We start from the raw sequence: 15,283 nt of genomic DNA, 5'->3' as shown, positions 1-15,283 counted from the left end.
ATTTGATGTCTCAAAAAGCCGCCTCCGGGCGGCTTTTTCGTTATCGATGATGGTGAGAATGGTGTAAAAGTGGTATAACAAATCTATTATTGCCCTTCTTTTCCCTGGAGCTCATATATGGAAATCTCCGAGTCACGACGTTTGTACCAGCAGCTTGCCGCCGAGCTTAAAAATCGTATTGAGCAAGGCGTCTATCTTGTGGGGGACAAATTGCCCGCAGAGCGCTTTATTGCTGATGAAAAAAGCGTGAGCCGGACCGTGGTTCGTGAAGCCATTATCATGCTGGAAGTAGAAGGGTACGTCGAAGTTCGTAAAGGCTCTGGCATTCATGTCATCTCGAACCAGCCGCGCCATACCCAGGTCCCGGATGAAAACCTGGAGTTCGCTAACTATGGGCCCTTTGAGCTGTTGCAGGCTCGCCAGCTGATTGAAAGCAATATTGCCGAATTCGCGGCCACACAGGTCACGAAACAGGACATCATGAAGCTGATGGAAATCCAGGACAATGCGCGTAAAGAGAAATGCTTCCGCGATTCCGAGTGGGATTTACAGTTCCATGTGCAGGTCGCTCTGGCCACGCAAAACACCGCGCTGGCGGCGATTGTCGAGAAGATGTGGACCCAGCGCGTGCATAACCCGTACTGGAAAAAACTGCACGACCATATCGACTTACGTACCGTGGATAACTGGTGTGATGATCATGACCAGATTTTGCGGGCATTAATCCGTAAAGATCCTCACGCCGCCAAACTGGCGATGTGGCAGCACCTCGAAAATACCAAACAGATGCTGTTTAACGAAACCAGTGACGATTTTGAATTTAATGCCGATCGTTACCTGTTTGCAGAAAATCCGGTCGTACATCTGGATACTGCCGCCAACGGAACCAAATAATTTCCCTTGCCGGACGCAGAGTTACGCTGCGCCCGGCACGAATTTAGGGTAAGTGAAAAGTATAGAGTGTCAGCCTTTGTAAATAGCCTCGCCTCCCCCACCTCCGACAAGCAAAATCAATACCGAAACGTTTTTTTATGACTGACGTATAACGTCAGCATTTGTTACAATTAGATGCATTTCGCCATCGTATTTGTTCGTGCTTGCTCACAACGTTTTTATCGGAACATGCCGTAACACATCGTTCACGAGCGATCATAATGTATTAAAGCCAATCGCCGTGCTGTTCCGGGCGTGACGTAAACCGATGTACCAGGAACACTGAATGGAACTTTTAAGCCAGTTACTTCATGCCCTCTGGAGCCAGGATTTCGAGACTTTGTCGAACCCCGGCATGATCGGCATGCTCTATTTTGTATTATTTGTCATTTTATTTCTGGAAAACGGTCTGCTCCCGGCGGCGTTTCTGCCGGGCGACAGCCTGCTGGTCCTGATTGGCGTTCTGATTGCCAAAGGTGCATTGGGTTATCCGCAGACCATTTTGTTGCTGACCGTAGCGGCCAGTCTCGGCTGCTGGCTCAGTTACATACAGGGACGATGGCTGGGCAATACGCGTCTGGTGCAGAACTGGCTGTCGCATCTGCCTGCGCATTACCACCAACGGGCGCACCATTTGTTTCATAAACATGGGCTTTCCGCCCTGTTAATTGGCCGTTTTATTGCGTTTGTCCGAACTTTATTGCCAACTATTGCCGGACTTTCTGGTCTGAGTAATGCCCGCTTCCAGTTCTTCAACTGGATGAGCGGTCTGTTGTGGGTGCTGATCCTGACAACGCTGGGCTATCTGCTGGGTAAAACGCCGGTTTTTCGAAAATACGAAGACGCGCTTATGTCCTGCCTGATGCTGCTTCCGGTGGTGTTGCTGGTGATCGGCCTGATCGGCTCGCTGGTCGTCCTCTGGAAGAAAAAATATGGCAATCGGGGTTAAAACCATGGAATCGCGCCGCCCGTTTTTACGCTGGCTGGTAATGAGCATTTGCGCGCTGGCATTTTTAAGCGTGATGCTTTTCGCATGGGCGACCTTACAGGATAAAGGCTCCACGCTGGCGATCCGTCCGGCGACGCATAACGTCAGCGTGCCAGATGGCTTTTCCGTCTGGCATCATCTTGATGCCAACGGCATTCAGTTTAAAAGCATCACACCTGAGAACGACACCTTGTTGATTACGTTCGAGTCCAGCGCCCAGAGCGCAGCAGCGAAAGCCGTACTGGATCGCACATTACCCCACGGTTACATCATCGCCGCCCAGGACGATGAAAGCAGCCAGACCTCTGCCTGGCTCAACCGCCTGCGTAGCAGTACGCACCGGTTCGGCTGATCCTTCCAGGATTCTGAATCTTTTCACTCACTTTGGTGTTATTCGTTAACTTAACTATGCTTGAGTAAACGGAACCAGGGTTCACTTTATGTCACTGGATGCTGGCGACACGACCGTTTCGCCAGCCAACAAAGGAAGGTTTCGATTATGAATAACCGCATCGCACTGGCGTTGGCCCTGTTATCTCTGAGCGCAGTTTCGCAGGCGGCTTCGCCTTGTCAGGAGAAAGAGCAAGAGATCCAGCGGGAGATCAGCTATGCCGAAAAGCATAACAATGAAAGCCGGATCGCGGGCCTGAACAAAGCACTGCGCGAAGTCCGCGCCAGTTGCTCTGACAACAAGTTGCGCGCTGCCCATCAGAAAAAAATCACTGAGCAGAGAGAAGAAGTGGCCGAACGGCGTCGCGATCTGAGCGAGGCCAGGCAAAAAGGCGATGCGGACAAGATAAGTAAACGCGAACATAAGCTGAAAGAGGCGCAGGAACACCTGAAAGCCCTTGAGGCACGTGATTACTGATGTAAAGGAAATTACCCCTCACTCACCTGGAGAGAACTATGTCCAAAGATAATGCTGACCATCTGCGCTCTGAGTTGAAATCCCTGGCGGATACCCTGGAAGAAGTCCTGAGCAACTCTGGGGACAAATCGAAAGAAGAGCTGAGCAAACTGCGCAGTAAGGCTGAACAGGCGCTGCGTGAAAGCCGTCATCGTCTGGGCGAAACGGGCGATGCATTGGCTCGTCAGACCCGTGAAGCCGCAGCCCGTACTGATGAATACGTCCGCGAAAACCCGTGGGCCAGCGTGGGCATCGGCGCTGCCGTCGGCGTGGTGCTGGGCGTGCTACTGACGCGTCGTTGATATGACGGATCCACGCTACCAGCAAGGGCCGGGCAAAAGTGCTTTGGGGATAGGTCAGCGCATTCTGTCTATCCTCGTTGAAATGGTTGAGACCCGCCTGCGGCTGGCGGTGGTCGAACTGGAAGAAGAGAAAGCCAATGTCTTCCAGTTGCTCTTAATGTCAGGGCTGACCATGCTTTTTGCCGCATTTGGCCTGATGAGCCTGATGGTGCTGATAATTTGGGCCATCGATCCGCAATATCGCCTGAATGCGATGATTGCCACCACTGTGGTGCTACTGGTACTGGCGTTAATAGGCGGTATCTGGACGTTGCGTAAAGCACGGGCCTCCACATTGCTACGCCACACCCGCCAGGAGCTGGCGAATGACCGCGCTTTGCTGGAGGACGATAAGTCGTGAGCACCAAAGCGGAACGTCTGAAGCGCAAAGCGCAGCTGCTGAGCGAGATCCAGCAACAACGGCTGGATCTCACCGCAGAGCGCCGGGACTGGCTTGAGGCCACCGCCGTTTACGATCGCGGCTGGAACACGCTGCTGAGTCTGCGTTCCTGGGCGCTGGTCGGTAGCGGGGCAATGGCCATCTGGTCGGTTCGCCACCCAAACAAACTGGTGCGCTGGGCAAAACGGGGCCTGAGTGCCTGGAGCCTGTGGCGGCTGGTTAAAGTTACCCTTAATTCACCGCGCTAACGTGCTCTCTACAGGCGATTGCAACGCATCGCCTGTTTCATCCTTTCTTACTCAGTTTTTTTGATAAAATTCGACAGTTTTCCTTGCTAACAATCTTTTCATCCGCCGATTACTATCCTCTCCATCGACAGCATGCACGCGGCATCCGCCCGTTATTGCAGATATTTTATTGATAGCCGCCATTGTGGTTCCCTGGAGAGAAAGATGAAAAAATTAGAAGATGTTGGTTTTCTGGTCGCACGTATCCTGATGCCGATTCTGTTTATTACCGCAGGCTGGGGCAAAATCACCGGCTACGCAGGCACACAACAGTATATGGAAGCGATGGGCGTTCCGGGGTTCTTCCTGCCGCTGACCATTCTGCTGGAATTTGGCGGCGGTCTGGCGATTGTGTTCGGTTTCCTGACCCGCACCACAGCCCTGTTTACCGCCGGTTTTACTCTGCTGACAGCGTTTATCTTCCACAGCAATTTTGCTGAAGGCGTGAACTCGCTGATGTTCATGAAAAACCTGACCATTGCTGGCGGCTACCTGCTGCTGGGTATCACCGGTCCGGGCGCCTTTAGCATTGACCGCCTGCTGAATAAAAAATGGTAAGCGCTCTATACTGAAAGCATCAAAAACGCAAAGCGAGGAGTTCACTCCTCGCTTTTGCTATCTGAAGGAGAAATGATCATGGGACAACTGATTGACGGCGTCTGGCACGACACCTGGTACGACACCAAATCTACTGGCGGACGGTTTCAGCGCTCTGTTTCGGCGTTTCGCAACTGGCTCACCGCCGATGGCGCCGCTGGCCCTTCGGGTGAAGGTGGATTCGCCGCCGAAAAAGACCGCTACCACTTATATGTTTCTCTCGCCTGCCCGTGGGCACATCGCACCCTGATTCTGCGTAAGCTAAAAGGTCTTGAGCCATTTATTTCTGTCTCGGTGGTTCACCCGTTAATGCTGGAGAATGGCTGGACATTTGATGACACCTTTCCTGGGGCAACCGGCGACACCTTGTATCAACATGAATTTCTCTACCAGCTCTACCTTCATGCCGACCCGCACTACACCGGGCGTGTGACGGTGCCTGTGCTGTGGGATAAGAAGAACCACACCATTGTCAGCAATGAATCGGCGGAAATCATCCGCATGTTTAATACCGCATTTGATGGCTTAGGTGCCAGAGCCGGTGATTATTATCCACCAGAGCTTCGCGACCAGATCGATGAACTGAATAGCTGGATTTATGACACCGTCAACAATGGCGTCTATAAATCTGGTTTTGCCACCAGCCAGCAGGCCTATGACGATGCGGTCGTCAGCGTCTTTAACTCACTGGAGCGGCTGGAGCAGATCCTCGGCCAGCACCGCTACCTGACCGGTAACCGTCTGACCGAAGCAGACATTCGTCTGTGGACTACGCTGGTACGTTTTGATCCGGTTTATGTCACTCATTTTAAGTGCGACAAGCACCGCATAAGTGATTATCTGAACCTGCATGGCTTTATGCGGGACATTTATCAGATGCCGGGCATTGCCGAAACGGTCGATTTTGACCATATCCGCCATCACTATTTTCGCAGCCATAAAACCATCAACCCGACGGGGATTATTTCCATCGGGCCGTGGCAGGATCTCAATGAACCGCACGGGCGCGACAGCCGTTTCGCCTGATCTTCCGGGCGCGTTACAACGCGCCCAAATATTTCTTGCCGCATTTCGCCGTTTGTATTTTTGCCGTCTATTCTTACAGTGATTGCTTAGAAAACAACGGATTGACCGTTGACCGAGGTGAGGAATGGACTGGTATTTTAAAGTACTTGGCAACTACGCTACGTTTAGCGGGCGCGCACATCGCCGCGAATTCTGGATGTTCACACTGGTCAACATCATTCTCTTTGGCGTGCTGAATGTCATCGACAGGATCATCGGCTGGCACGTATTAAGTCTGGTGTATGAATTGCTGGTGCTGATACCAACGCTGGCGGTACAAGTCCGCCGTTTACACGATACCGACCGAAGCTGGCGCTGGTTACTGCTGCTGTTGTTCCCGGTCATCGGCTGGTTGATGCTGCTGGCTTTCTACAGCCAGCACGGCACACCACAAGAGAACCGTTTCGGACCGCAACCCAAAGCGTTCCGCTGAAGCTGACCGCTTCGCCTTCGCGAAGCGGCAACTTATTTACCGGCGAACAGTTTCGGGATCTCGCGCAGACACCAGGCCTTTCCTTCCCCCATGCTGTCGCGCCGCCAGGCCATGATAATGTCGACCTGACTGGTGTATTCCGGGCTGACCACCCGTAAACGCCCCTGTGCAATATCCTGTTCAACCAATGGATAAGGCATAGTGGCCACGCCCAGCCCCGCCAGCAATGCCTGACGTTTATCTTCAATTGTGCTCACGGTCAGTCGCGGCTGTTTGTCCAGCAGTTGTACTGTCAGTACCGGTCGCTCACGAGCGGTATCCGCTACTGCCACACCACGGTATTTCACGCGTGTCACTTCAGACAGCGGCTCCGGCTCCTGATGGATAGGGTGATCCGGTGCGGCAACGTAAACGTTCATCACCGAGTAGAGTTTGCGGGAGTTGATCTCTGAGGAGGAGCGAAAGTGCATATCCGGGGCGACAACAATATCCGCGCGCCCTTGTTCCAACCGTTCCCACGCCCCGGCCAGCACTTCGGTAATGATCGACAGTTGTGTATTGGCTTTCGCGGCCAGCCGATCCACCAGCGGAAACAGCTCAACCGTTGGCACCAGCGCTTCTGTGACCAGCGTCAGGTGCGTTTCCCACCCTCGCGCCAGCGCTTCCGCATCGGTCGTCAGTTTGTCCGCCGCTTCCAGCAAGACGCGGCCGCGCTCCAGCAACATGCGCCCGACGTTGGTAAACTTAGTGCGATGCCCGGAGCGGTCAAACAGCACCACATCAAGCTCTTCTTCCAGTTTTTGCATGGTATAGCTGAGCGCAGACGGAACACGCCCCAGCTCATCTGCCGCCGCCGCAAAGCTACCGCGCCGATCGATTGCATCCATTACGCGCAACGCTTCCAGCGTCAGCGCCCTTTCTTTCGCCATTTTTTGTTCTCATTCAGTAAATTTGAACATACCAGGCAGAATATCTGGCTAACAATGCAGCGTCCATACCTTTAACATTGTTTTAGGTAAAGAGAGGTCAATAATTATGATTACTACCCGTACAGCAAAACAATGCGGACAAGCTGACTTCGGCTGGCTTCAGGCCCGCTACACCTTTTCTTTTGGACATTATTTTGACCCGAAGCTTCTGGGCTATGCCTCCCTGCGCGTATTAAATCAGGAAGTCCTCGCCCCTGGCGCCTCCTTCCAGCCACGCACCTATCCAAAAGTGGATATTTTGAACCTGATTCTGGAAGGCGAAGCGGAATACCGCGATAGTGAAGGCAACCATGTCCAGGCGAAAGCCGGTGAAGCGCTGTTGATTGCCACCCAGCCCGGTATCAGCTATAGCGAACATAACCTGAGCAAAGATAAGTCATTAACGCGCATGCAGTTGTGGCTGGATGCCTGCCCGGAGCGGGAAAACCCGTCTGTGCAGAAGATGAGCATTGCCGATGCATCGCAGCAATTGCTGGCCTCCCCGGATGGAAGCGAGGGCAGTTTGCAACTTCGTCAGCAAGTCTGGCTGCACCATGTAGAAATGAAAAAGGGTGAACAGCTGACAATCCAGCTTCATGGCCCGCGCGCCTATTTGCAGTCGATTCACGGTACGGTGCACGCCGTCACGCACTGCGAAGCGCGCGAAGCCCTGACCTGCGGAGACGGCGCTTTCATTCGCGATGAAGCCACCATCACGCTGGTTGCCGATACGCCATTACGGGCGTTGCTGGTCGACTTACCCGTATGACACTGGCTGTGAGTAAATCAATAGCCTGATGTCGACCGTTGTCATGCTCAGCAACTTACAGACCTGCCCCGCAGATGTCGGGGCAGAATTTGGCCTGGAAGACCTGTTAACAGAGTTTGAAGCCATCGTCGACGAGGCCAGGATCCGTCTGGCAGAAGAAGAGGCCGCAGCCTGATAGCCCGTCCCAAGCGCCTCTCCCGGATACGCTTGCCGGGCCGCACCCATTTAAACCCTTTGTGACCCTTGCTGCCGCGAGCCAAAGCAAAGGCGTTTGCCAGCCTGTTGCACTCTGGTGACTCTCAAGCAAAACACCGGGATCACACGCCGTTGTGTATACGGAACTCTCCCGGCGTGATGCCAAAACGCTGCTTAAATGCGGCGATAAAAGCACTGACATTCTCATACCCGCACTGCGTGGCCGTGTTACTTACCGACTCCCCCTTCAATAATAAGGCCAACGAAGCCAGGATACGTGCTTGCTGCCGCCACTGGCTAAAGCGCAACCCGGTTTGCTGACTGAACAAGCGGCTTAAAGTCCGCGCACTCATCCCGAATCTGAAAGCAAGTTCGCGTTGGGAAAGCGGGCTATGAGGTTCAAGCAGCAGAAACTCCGCAACCTGCCGGGCTCGGCGATCTTCCGGTAGTTGCAGTTGCAGCGGTGCCGCTGTCGCGGCCCTGATTTCATCGAGCACGACAGTCAGGAGATGGTGTTGACGCCTGCCTTCACTGCAGGCCACGCGTTCCATGAGTAATAGCAGGAAAGGATCGGCAGGCCAGACGCCCGCCTCTGCGGGCAAAGCCGCATTTTCAATATGCAGACTGATGCCGCTGACCTCTCCCACCGTCCAGGCACGGTGTGGCAAGTGCGCAGGGAACCATCCAACACTGGCGGGCGTCAGCGCCCATTGCACATGCTCTGTCTGCACCATCATCATGCCGCGTTGCATGCAAAACAGTTGCCCCGTTTGATGCTGATGCCACACGGTTTGATGTCTGCTTTGATGGGTAAGTCGCTGGCTGCGTGCAATCAACATGGCCGGTTCACCGTATTTACTGTCCTGTTGCGGTTAATATACCGCGCTGCGCTGGCGATATGCTCTGTTGACCACAAACAGAGAGGAGAAACCCATGTCAGCGGCTATTCAACACGTCGTACAGGCTTTACAGACCATCGTCTGCCACCCTGAACATAACGAAGCCAGAATCCACGAATTCTTTTCGCCGGAGTATCAACAATATGTAGACGGGGAATCGCTGGACTTACGCGGTTTTGTTGAACATATGGCCCGGCTTAAGCAACTGACACACGCTATGGAGATAACCATTATCGCCATAGCCCATGCAAACCAGGAGGTGCTAACCCACCACCGGGTGGCGGTGAGTAAGAAAGGAGGTGAGGTATCACATGTCGACGTCCTGGCGCATTTTACGCTACAGGACGGGATGATTATCCGCTGTGAGGAGCTGACGCGATTAATACAAGGCGCAGCAGAAGATCGTTCACTGGCTCACATTCGTTGACCGCGCGGCCTGGTTACGGTCGGTAAATGTCTGTACGAAGCGGCGGAGGATCTCTGCCGCACCGGGGGCGGGAAGTACGCCAGCCACTAAGCTGTCGGCGTCGATGCCCTCTTTTTCGATATTGGCACGATTCAAACGCAGCAGGTCACTGGCAATTTCCGGGGTCATTTCCGGGTGGAATTGCACAGAGACAGCATGAGGTCCATAGCGGACGATCTGGTGATTATCATGCAGAGAAGAGGCCAGTACCGCAGCGCCTTGTGGCAAGCGGGTAACGGTTTGCCGGTGCGTAAGGTGCGCAGGGAACGTCTCCGGCAGATGACTAAGCAACGGGTCGTTTGCCGCTGCGGCATTCAGCCTGACAGTTTTCGTGCCGGCTTCGCGCCCCTGCGGATGATATTCCACATTGCCACCGAGAGCCCACGCCATTAACTGGTGACCATAGCAGACGCCAAACAGCGACATTTCTATCGCCACGGCATCGCGGATCCATTCCGCCGTTTTCTCGCTCCAGGGCAACCGGTCGGAAACCATTGCCCAGGAGCCAGTGATGATCGCGGCCCGGCGGGCATCCGGCCGCGGCAGCGTTTCCCCTTCGAATACGCGTACAACATCGACTTCATCGGACGAACACCCGATTGCCTGGCAGAACCAGTGCGGGATATCGCCATGCGCTTCACGTAGCGGTTCTGGGGCAGTCCCCACCTGGATAATGATTAAGGGTTTTTGATCCATTACGGCAACGACTCCCGCGGTGATAGTGTTAACCAAAGAGTAGCGCTTTTCGCCCACTGTCCGCGTAGCTATTTATTTATAAGGTTAGACCTAATACTGCTGAAAAAGCGTCACGTTCTTAGCACTGCGTCCTTCTGGACCGGTGAGCCGCGTTCTTTCACAGAAAACGGAGTGGACAGTCATTCATCTGCCCGGGCGCACAAAAGCAAAAACCCGCCGAAGCGGGTTTTTACCTGAAAAGTCGACACTGACCGGTGAGCCGCGTTCTTTCACAGAAAACGGAGTGGACAGCCATTCATCTGCCCGGGTGCACAAAAGCAAAAACCCGCCGAAGCGGGTTTTTACCTGAAAAGTCGAAACTGACCGATAAGCCGCGTTCTTTCACAGAAAACGGAGTGGACAGCCATTCATCTGCCCGGGTGCACAAAAGCAAAAACCCGCCGAAGCGGGTTTTTACCTGAAAAGTCGACACTGACCGGTGAGCCGCGTTCTTTCACAGAAAACGGAGTGGACAGCCATTCATCTGCCCGGGTGCACAAAAGCAAAAACCCGCCGAAGCGGGTTTTTACCTGAAAAGTCGAAACTGACCGATAAGCCGGGTTCTGTCGTGGACAGTCATTCATCTAGGCCAGCAATCGCTCACTGGCTCAAGCAGCCTACCCGGGTTCAGTACGGGCCGTACCTTATGAACCCCTATTTGGCCTTGCTCCGGGTGGAGTTTACCGTGCCGCGAACTGTTGCCAGACGCGCGGTGCGCTCTTACCGCACCCTTTCACCCTTACCTGATCCCGCTTGCGCGGGCCATCGGCGGTTTGCTCTCTGTTGCACTGGTCGTAGGCTTGCGCCTCCCAGGCGTTACCTGGCACCCTGCCCTATGGAGCCCGGACTTTCCTCCCCTCCGTTCGTCTCCCCCGAAGGAGGACTGCAACGAAGCGGCGACTGTCTGGTCAGCTTCGGCGCGCAGTATAGAGGGTTTGCGCGCGACTGTCACCCTTCCGTCAACATTCCTACCTGCAAGGTGGCCGCGATATTGCGCGACGCGCGATAAATATTGTCAAACGCTCCGCGAAACGCTTCTTCCAGCGTACCGATGCTGGTGAGCACACTGAACACCGCATCAATACCATATTGATGCACCACACCCACATCACTGGTCAGGCTGCCCGCAATGCCGATAACCGGTTTGTGATACTTTTTTGCCACCTGCGCCACACCGACGGGCACCTTACCGTGAACGCTCTGACTGTCGATACGGCCTTCGCCAGTGACCACCAGCGTGCAATCATGAATATGTTCTTCGAGGTTTAGCGCCTGAGTCACAATTTCAACGCCGCTGCGCAGTTCAGCCCCTAAAAATGCCATCAACGCGGCCCCCATGCCGCCTGCGGCACCGGAACCCGGAACATTTTTCACGTCGACGTGCAGACATTTTTTGATCACATCGGCAAAGTGGCCGAGGTTACGATCCAGTTCAACGATCACCGTTTCCGTTGCGCCTTTTTGTGGTCCAAAAATACGCGAGGCACCTTTTTCGCCTGTTAGCGGGTTTGTCACGTCGCACGCGACACGAAGAGTGCAGTGTTGCAGCCGCGGATCCAACCCGGAAATATCAATCGTATTCAGGCTTATCAGGCTGCCGCCGCCGTAGCCGATTTCCGTACCGTTAGCATCGGTCAGCTTAGCGCCCAGCGCCTGAACCATACCCGCACCGCCGTCATTGGTGGCGCTGCCGCCAATCCCAATGATGATATTTGTCGCCCCGTGCTCCAGCGCATGCAAAATAAGCTCCCCGGTGCCGCGCGAAGTGGTAATCAAAGGGTTACGTAATTCAGGCGGAACAAGCGCCAGTCCACTTGCTGCGGCCATTTCAATAAAGGCTGTTTTACCGTCGCCGGACATCCCCCAGCACGCTTCGACATTTTCTCCCAGCGGGCCGACAACGTGCGCCTTGTGAACAGTGCCTTGTGTGGCGGCAATCATGGCTTCAACCGTCCCTTCACCGCCGTCCGCGACCGGAACGGAAACGTACTGAGCATCGGGAAAAATTTCCCGAAATCCTTTTTCTATCGCCTGAGCTACTTCGGTAGCAGAAAGGCTTTCTTTATAAGAGTCTGGGGCGATTACGATTTTCATAATTGTCAGCCTGAAAGTGCCGCGCGACTGGCCACTTCATCCTTCAGGCTCAGGCAACAGGAAGCCCGCCAGCAGCCTGAAAGATGTTAATAAAGAGAAATCAAGGGCGCAGGTCTGCGCCCTTCTTGTTAACGGGAAACTTCGATTTTCGCCAGTTTCTCGTAATAGCACGCAAGTGCGCTGTGGTCGGCATTGCCCAGGCCATCCGCACGCAGTGCTTGCATCATTTCCATCACAGCCGCCGTCAGCGGCAGTTGTGCGCCCACGCCATGAGAGGTATCCAGTGCGTTAGCCAGATCTTTAATATGCAGATCGATACGGAAACCCGGCTTGAAGTTACGATCCATCACCATCGGTGCTTTTGCTTCCAGCACGGTGCTGCCCGCCAGGCCGCCACGAATCGCCTGGAATACCAGATCCGGGTTCACACCCGCTTTGGTCGCCAGCGTCAGTGCTTCAGACATAGCAGCAATGTTCAGCGCAACGATCACCTGGTTCGCCAGCTTGGTTACGTTACCTGCGCCGATATCACCGGTGTGCACCACCGAGCCGGCCATGGCTTTCAGCAGATCGTAATATTTATCGAAAATCGCTTTTTCGCCGCCAACCATCACAGACAGGGTGCCGTCGATAGCTTTCGGTTCGCCGCCGCTGACCGGGGCGTCCAGCATTTCAATGCCTTTGGCTTTCAGTGCTTCGCTGATTTCACGGCTTGCCAGCGGCGCAATAGAGCTCATGTCGATCAGTACAGTGCCCGCCTTTGCGCCCTCAATAATGCCGCCTTCACCCAACGCCACGTCTTTTACATGCGGGGAGTTCGGCAACATGGTGATGATCACATCACACTGTTCGGCTACGGCTTTCGCGCTGGTAGCCGCTTCGGCACCTGCAGCAATCACTTCAGCAACGGCGTCCTGGTTACGGTCCACGACCACCAGTGAGTAACCTGCTTTAATGAGGTTTTTACTCATTGGTTTACCCATGATGCCCAGGCCAATGAAACCAACTTTCATCGTCATAATTGCGTCTCTCTCTGTTTAATGGTGGTTTGGTTATTTTTTAAAGGTGTCGGCCAGTTTCTGCGTAGCCGAACGGAACACGCCCAAATCGCTGCCGACGGCCACCACAGTCGCTCCCCATTCGAGGTAACGACGCGCGTCCGCTTCCACCGGCGCCAGAATGCCGCTCGGTTTGTTGTGCGCTTTGGCGCGGGCAAAAATGTGTTGAATGGTACGCTGGACCTCCGGGTGTGCGGCATTGCCGATATACCCCAGGGTCGCGGCCAGATCGCTTGGACCAACAAACACACCGTCTACCCCATCGGTCGCGAGAATGGCGTCCAGGTTGTCCACGCCCGCCTGGCTTTCGATCTGCACCAGAATGGTGATGTTGGCGTTAGACTGGCGGAAGTAATCTGGTACGGTGCCAAACATATTGGCGCGGTGAGAAACCGAAACGCCGCGAATGCCTTCCGGCGGATACCGCGTTGCAGCTACCGCATTCACAGCTTCTTCTTCTGTTTCGACAAACGGGATCAGAAAGTTGTAAAACCCAATATCCAGCAGGCGTTTGATAATCACCGGATCGTTAGTGGGTACGCGTACTACCGGTGCGCTGACGCTGCCTTTCAACGCCATTAATTGCGGTACAAAAGTGAGCACGTCGTTAGGGGCGTGTTCGCCGTCCAGAAGCAGCCAGTCAAAGCCCGCTAGCCCCAGAACTTCAGTGCTGATATGACTACCCAGCGCAGACCAACAACCAATTTGAATCTGTTGGGCTGCCAGCGCAGCCTTGAATTTGTTTGGGAAGATATCGTTATTCATCTTTTGTACCTTAATGAGTTGTTGCTTATTTCTTCAGTTCCATACGTTTGATGTCGCCAACCACGAACAGGTAGCTAACCATCATCATCAGCGCTGAACAGCCGACGAACACCAGTGCACCGTTGAAAGAATGCAACTCTTTAACCATGTACCCGATGACCAGCGGCGTTACGATAGACGCCACGTTACCGAATACGTTGAATACACCGCCGCACAGTCCGACAATCTCTTTTGGCGCGACGTCGGAGATAACCGGCCACCCCAAAGCGCCAAACCCTTTACCGAAGAATGCGAGCGCCATCAGGGCCACAACCAGCGGGGTGCTATCGGTGTAGTTACAGAGAATGATGCTGGACGCCAGTAACATTCCCACCACGATAGGGAATTTACGCGCAACCGTCAGGGTTGAGCCACGTTTGATGAGATAATCGGAGAACAACCCGCCCAGCACGCCACCCGCAAAGCCGCAAAGCGCCGGAATGGATGCGACAAACCCGACCTTCAAAATCGACATGCCCTTTTCCTGCACCAGATAAATAGGGAACCACGTCAGGAAGAACCAGGTAATGGTATTCAGGAAATATTGCCCGAAGAACACGCCGAGCATCATGCGGTTGCACAGCAACTGCTTGATGTAATCCATTTTCGGACCGGCTTTTTTGCTGTCGTCGGTTTTCTTGTGATCCATATCCACGACTGCGCCATTCTTCTCGATGTACTCCAGCTCTTCGCGGGTCATACGAGGATGGTCGGTCGGATTATGAACAAACTTAACCCAGGCGAAAGTCAGTACAAAACCGATCGCGCCCATAACGGTAAATACATGTTCCCAGCCCCAGGCAAACGTTAGCCAGCCCAATAACGGTGAGAACAGCGCGAGCGAGAAGTATTGTGCAGAGTTAAAAATTGCCGACGCGGTACCACGCTCTTTCGCCGGGAACCATGCCGCCACGATACGGGCGTTCGCCGGGAAGGATGGCGCTTCAGAGAAGCCCAGCATAAAGCGCATGAAAAACATCGACACGCCAGCCCAGGCAATCGGGAAGACGTCGACAAAGCCTTGCAAGAACGTGAACAGCGACCAGAAAAACAAACTGTAGGTATAAACTTTTTTCGAGCCGAAGCGGTCCAGCAACCAGCCACCAGGGATTTGCATCAGCAGATAGGCCCAGCCGAACGCTGAAAAAATGTAGCCCATCGACACAGAATCAAGCTGCAGCTCTTTGGCAACATCCGTTCCGGCAATCGAAAGGGTGGCACGGTCAGCGTAGTTAACTGCGGTTACAATAAATATTATTAACAGAATCAAATAACGTGTGGGGAAGTTCCGTTTAACCTCAACGGTATTTTCAATAGCCATTTTAATTTCCTCGGGCACCGCTA

At 53.9% G+C, this 15,283-nt stretch carries 20 protein-coding genes and 1 other RNA gene; 13 read left to right on the top strand and 8 right to left on the bottom strand.

Features of this window, described 5'->3' with window-relative positions:
• Positions 1-117 precede the first annotated feature (117 nt).
• The 10 genes from exuR (at position 118) to ACUY4S_RS03185 (ending at position 5,951) form a co-directional block, all read left to right on the top strand.
• Positions 118-894, top strand: coding sequence for a transcriptional regulator ExuR (gene exuR / locus ACUY4S_RS03230; RefSeq protein ID WP_312690903.1), 777 nt, complete (start codon positions 118-120; stop codon positions 892-894).
• 325 nt (positions 895-1,219) lie between these two features.
• The gene (gene yqjA / locus ACUY4S_RS03225; protein ID WP_312690904.1) at positions 1,220-1,882 is read left to right on the top strand and encodes a DedA family general envelope maintenance protein YqjA; all 663 of its coding nucleotides are present in this window, start codon (positions 1,220-1,222) and stop codon (positions 1,880-1,882) included.
• A 4-nt stretch (positions 1,883-1,886) separates the two neighbouring features.
• Positions 1,887-2,273 carry an EnvZ/OmpR regulon moderator MzrA gene (gene mzrA, locus ACUY4S_RS03220; RefSeq protein WP_312690923.1) on the top strand — a complete coding sequence of 129 codons (387 nt, stop codon included), beginning with the start codon at positions 1,887-1,889 and terminating at the stop codon, positions 2,271-2,273.
• 147 nt (positions 2,274-2,420) lie between these two features.
• Positions 2,421-2,789, top strand: coding sequence for a DUF1090 domain-containing protein (locus tag ACUY4S_RS03215; RefSeq protein ID WP_458022557.1), 369 nt, complete (start codon positions 2,421-2,423; stop codon positions 2,787-2,789).
• A gap of 38 nt (positions 2,790-2,827) precedes the next feature.
• Positions 2,828-3,130, top strand: a complete 303-nt coding sequence (locus ACUY4S_RS03210) for an ElaB/YgaM/YqjD family protein (protein ID WP_458022558.1) — start codon at positions 2,828-2,830, stop codon at positions 3,128-3,130.
• Between the two features lies 1 nt (position 3,131).
• Positions 3,132-3,530, top strand: a complete 399-nt coding sequence (locus ACUY4S_RS03205; RefSeq protein WP_312690907.1) for a phage holin family protein — start codon at positions 3,132-3,134, stop codon at positions 3,528-3,530.
• On the top strand, positions 3,527-3,817 hold the full coding sequence (locus ACUY4S_RS03200; RefSeq protein ID WP_312690908.1) for a YqjK-like family protein: 291 nt from the start codon (positions 3,527-3,529) through the stop codon (positions 3,815-3,817). The genes ACUY4S_RS03205 and ACUY4S_RS03200 overlap by 4 nt, the downstream gene beginning before the upstream one ends.
• Before the next feature lie 204 nt (positions 3,818-4,021).
• Positions 4,022-4,414: a DoxX family protein gene (locus ACUY4S_RS03195; protein WP_312690909.1), complete on the top strand. Its 393-nt coding sequence runs from the start codon at positions 4,022-4,024 to the stop codon at positions 4,412-4,414.
• 78 nt (positions 4,415-4,492) lie between these two features.
• Positions 4,493-5,479: a glutathione S-transferase family protein gene (locus tag ACUY4S_RS03190; RefSeq protein WP_312690910.1), complete on the top strand. Its 987-nt coding sequence runs from the start codon at positions 4,493-4,495 to the stop codon at positions 5,477-5,479.
• A gap of 124 nt (positions 5,480-5,603) precedes the next feature.
• Entirely contained in the window at positions 5,604-5,951 is a 348-nt protein-coding gene (locus tag ACUY4S_RS03185) for a DUF805 domain-containing protein (protein WP_312690911.1), read from the top strand.
• 32 nt (positions 5,952-5,983) lie between these two features.
• Here ACUY4S_RS03185 and ACUY4S_RS03180 read toward each other — a convergent pair whose 3' ends face one another.
• A complete protein-coding gene (locus tag ACUY4S_RS03180) occupies positions 5,984-6,880 on the bottom strand; it encodes a LysR family transcriptional regulator (protein WP_312690912.1) in 897 nt (298 codons plus the stop codon).
• Positions 6,881-6,986: 106 nt separating this feature from the next.
• Between ACUY4S_RS03180 and ACUY4S_RS03175 the strand changes: the two genes are divergently transcribed.
• Together ACUY4S_RS03175 and ACUY4S_RS03170 are read left to right on the top strand one after the other, a co-directional pair.
• Positions 6,987-7,688 (top strand): pirin family protein, encoded by a 702-nt coding sequence (locus ACUY4S_RS03175; protein WP_312690913.1) that lies wholly within the window; start codon positions 6,987-6,989, stop codon positions 7,686-7,688.
• 28 nt (positions 7,689-7,716) lie between these two features.
• Positions 7,717-7,863 carry a protein YhaL gene (locus tag ACUY4S_RS03170; RefSeq protein WP_312690914.1) on the top strand — a complete coding sequence of 49 codons (147 nt, stop codon included), beginning with the start codon at positions 7,717-7,719 and terminating at the stop codon, positions 7,861-7,863.
• A gap of 142 nt (positions 7,864-8,005) precedes the next feature.
• On the opposite strand, the gene ACUY4S_RS03165 is transcribed toward ACUY4S_RS03170, so the two are convergent.
• Positions 8,006-8,722, bottom strand: a complete 717-nt coding sequence (locus ACUY4S_RS03165; protein WP_458022559.1) for a helix-turn-helix transcriptional regulator — start codon at positions 8,720-8,722, stop codon at positions 8,006-8,008.
• A gap of 94 nt (positions 8,723-8,816) precedes the next feature.
• Here ACUY4S_RS03165 and ACUY4S_RS03160 point away from each other — a divergent pair, with 94 nt between their 5' ends.
• Positions 8,817-9,209, top strand: coding sequence for a nuclear transport factor 2 family protein (locus ACUY4S_RS03160; protein WP_312690916.1), 393 nt, complete (start codon positions 8,817-8,819; stop codon positions 9,207-9,209).
• Here ACUY4S_RS03160 and ACUY4S_RS03155 read toward each other — a convergent pair.
• The 6 genes from ACUY4S_RS03155 to ACUY4S_RS03130 form a co-directional block, all read right to left on the bottom strand.
• Positions 9,189-9,944 carry a glutamine amidotransferase gene (locus tag ACUY4S_RS03155; protein ID WP_458022560.1) on the bottom strand — a complete coding sequence of 252 codons (756 nt, stop codon included), beginning with the start codon at positions 9,942-9,944 and terminating at the stop codon, positions 9,189-9,191. The genes ACUY4S_RS03160 and ACUY4S_RS03155 overlap by 21 nt on opposite strands.
• A gap of 575 nt (positions 9,945-10,519) precedes the next feature.
• Positions 10,520-10,899: RNase P RNA component class A (gene rnpB, locus ACUY4S_RS03150), an RNA gene on the bottom strand.
• 32 nt (positions 10,900-10,931) lie between these two features.
• Complete coding sequence (garK, locus tag ACUY4S_RS03145; RefSeq protein ID WP_312691266.1) at positions 10,932-12,077, bottom strand: glycerate 2-kinase; 1,146 nt, start codon at positions 12,075-12,077, stop codon at positions 10,932-10,934.
• A gap of 128 nt (positions 12,078-12,205) precedes the next feature.
• Positions 12,206-13,096: a 2-hydroxy-3-oxopropionate reductase gene (gene garR, locus ACUY4S_RS03140; protein ID WP_458022859.1), complete on the bottom strand. Its 891-nt coding sequence runs from the start codon at positions 13,094-13,096 to the stop codon at positions 12,206-12,208.
• 33 nt (positions 13,097-13,129) lie between these two features.
• Complete coding sequence (gene garL / locus ACUY4S_RS03135) at positions 13,130-13,900, bottom strand: 2-dehydro-3-deoxyglucarate aldolase (RefSeq protein WP_020455394.1); 771 nt, start codon at positions 13,898-13,900, stop codon at positions 13,130-13,132.
• A gap of 25 nt (positions 13,901-13,925) precedes the next feature.
• Positions 13,926-15,260: an MFS transporter gene (locus tag ACUY4S_RS03130; RefSeq protein ID WP_458022858.1), complete on the bottom strand. Its 1,335-nt coding sequence runs from the start codon at positions 15,258-15,260 to the stop codon at positions 13,926-13,928.
• Positions 15,261-15,283 lie beyond the last annotated feature (23 nt).

It is taken from the genome of Kosakonia beeri (assembly GCF_054165705.1).
The sequence above is the reverse complement of the archived record's forward strand: the minus strand, read 5'-3'. Positions and strand labels throughout refer to the sequence as shown.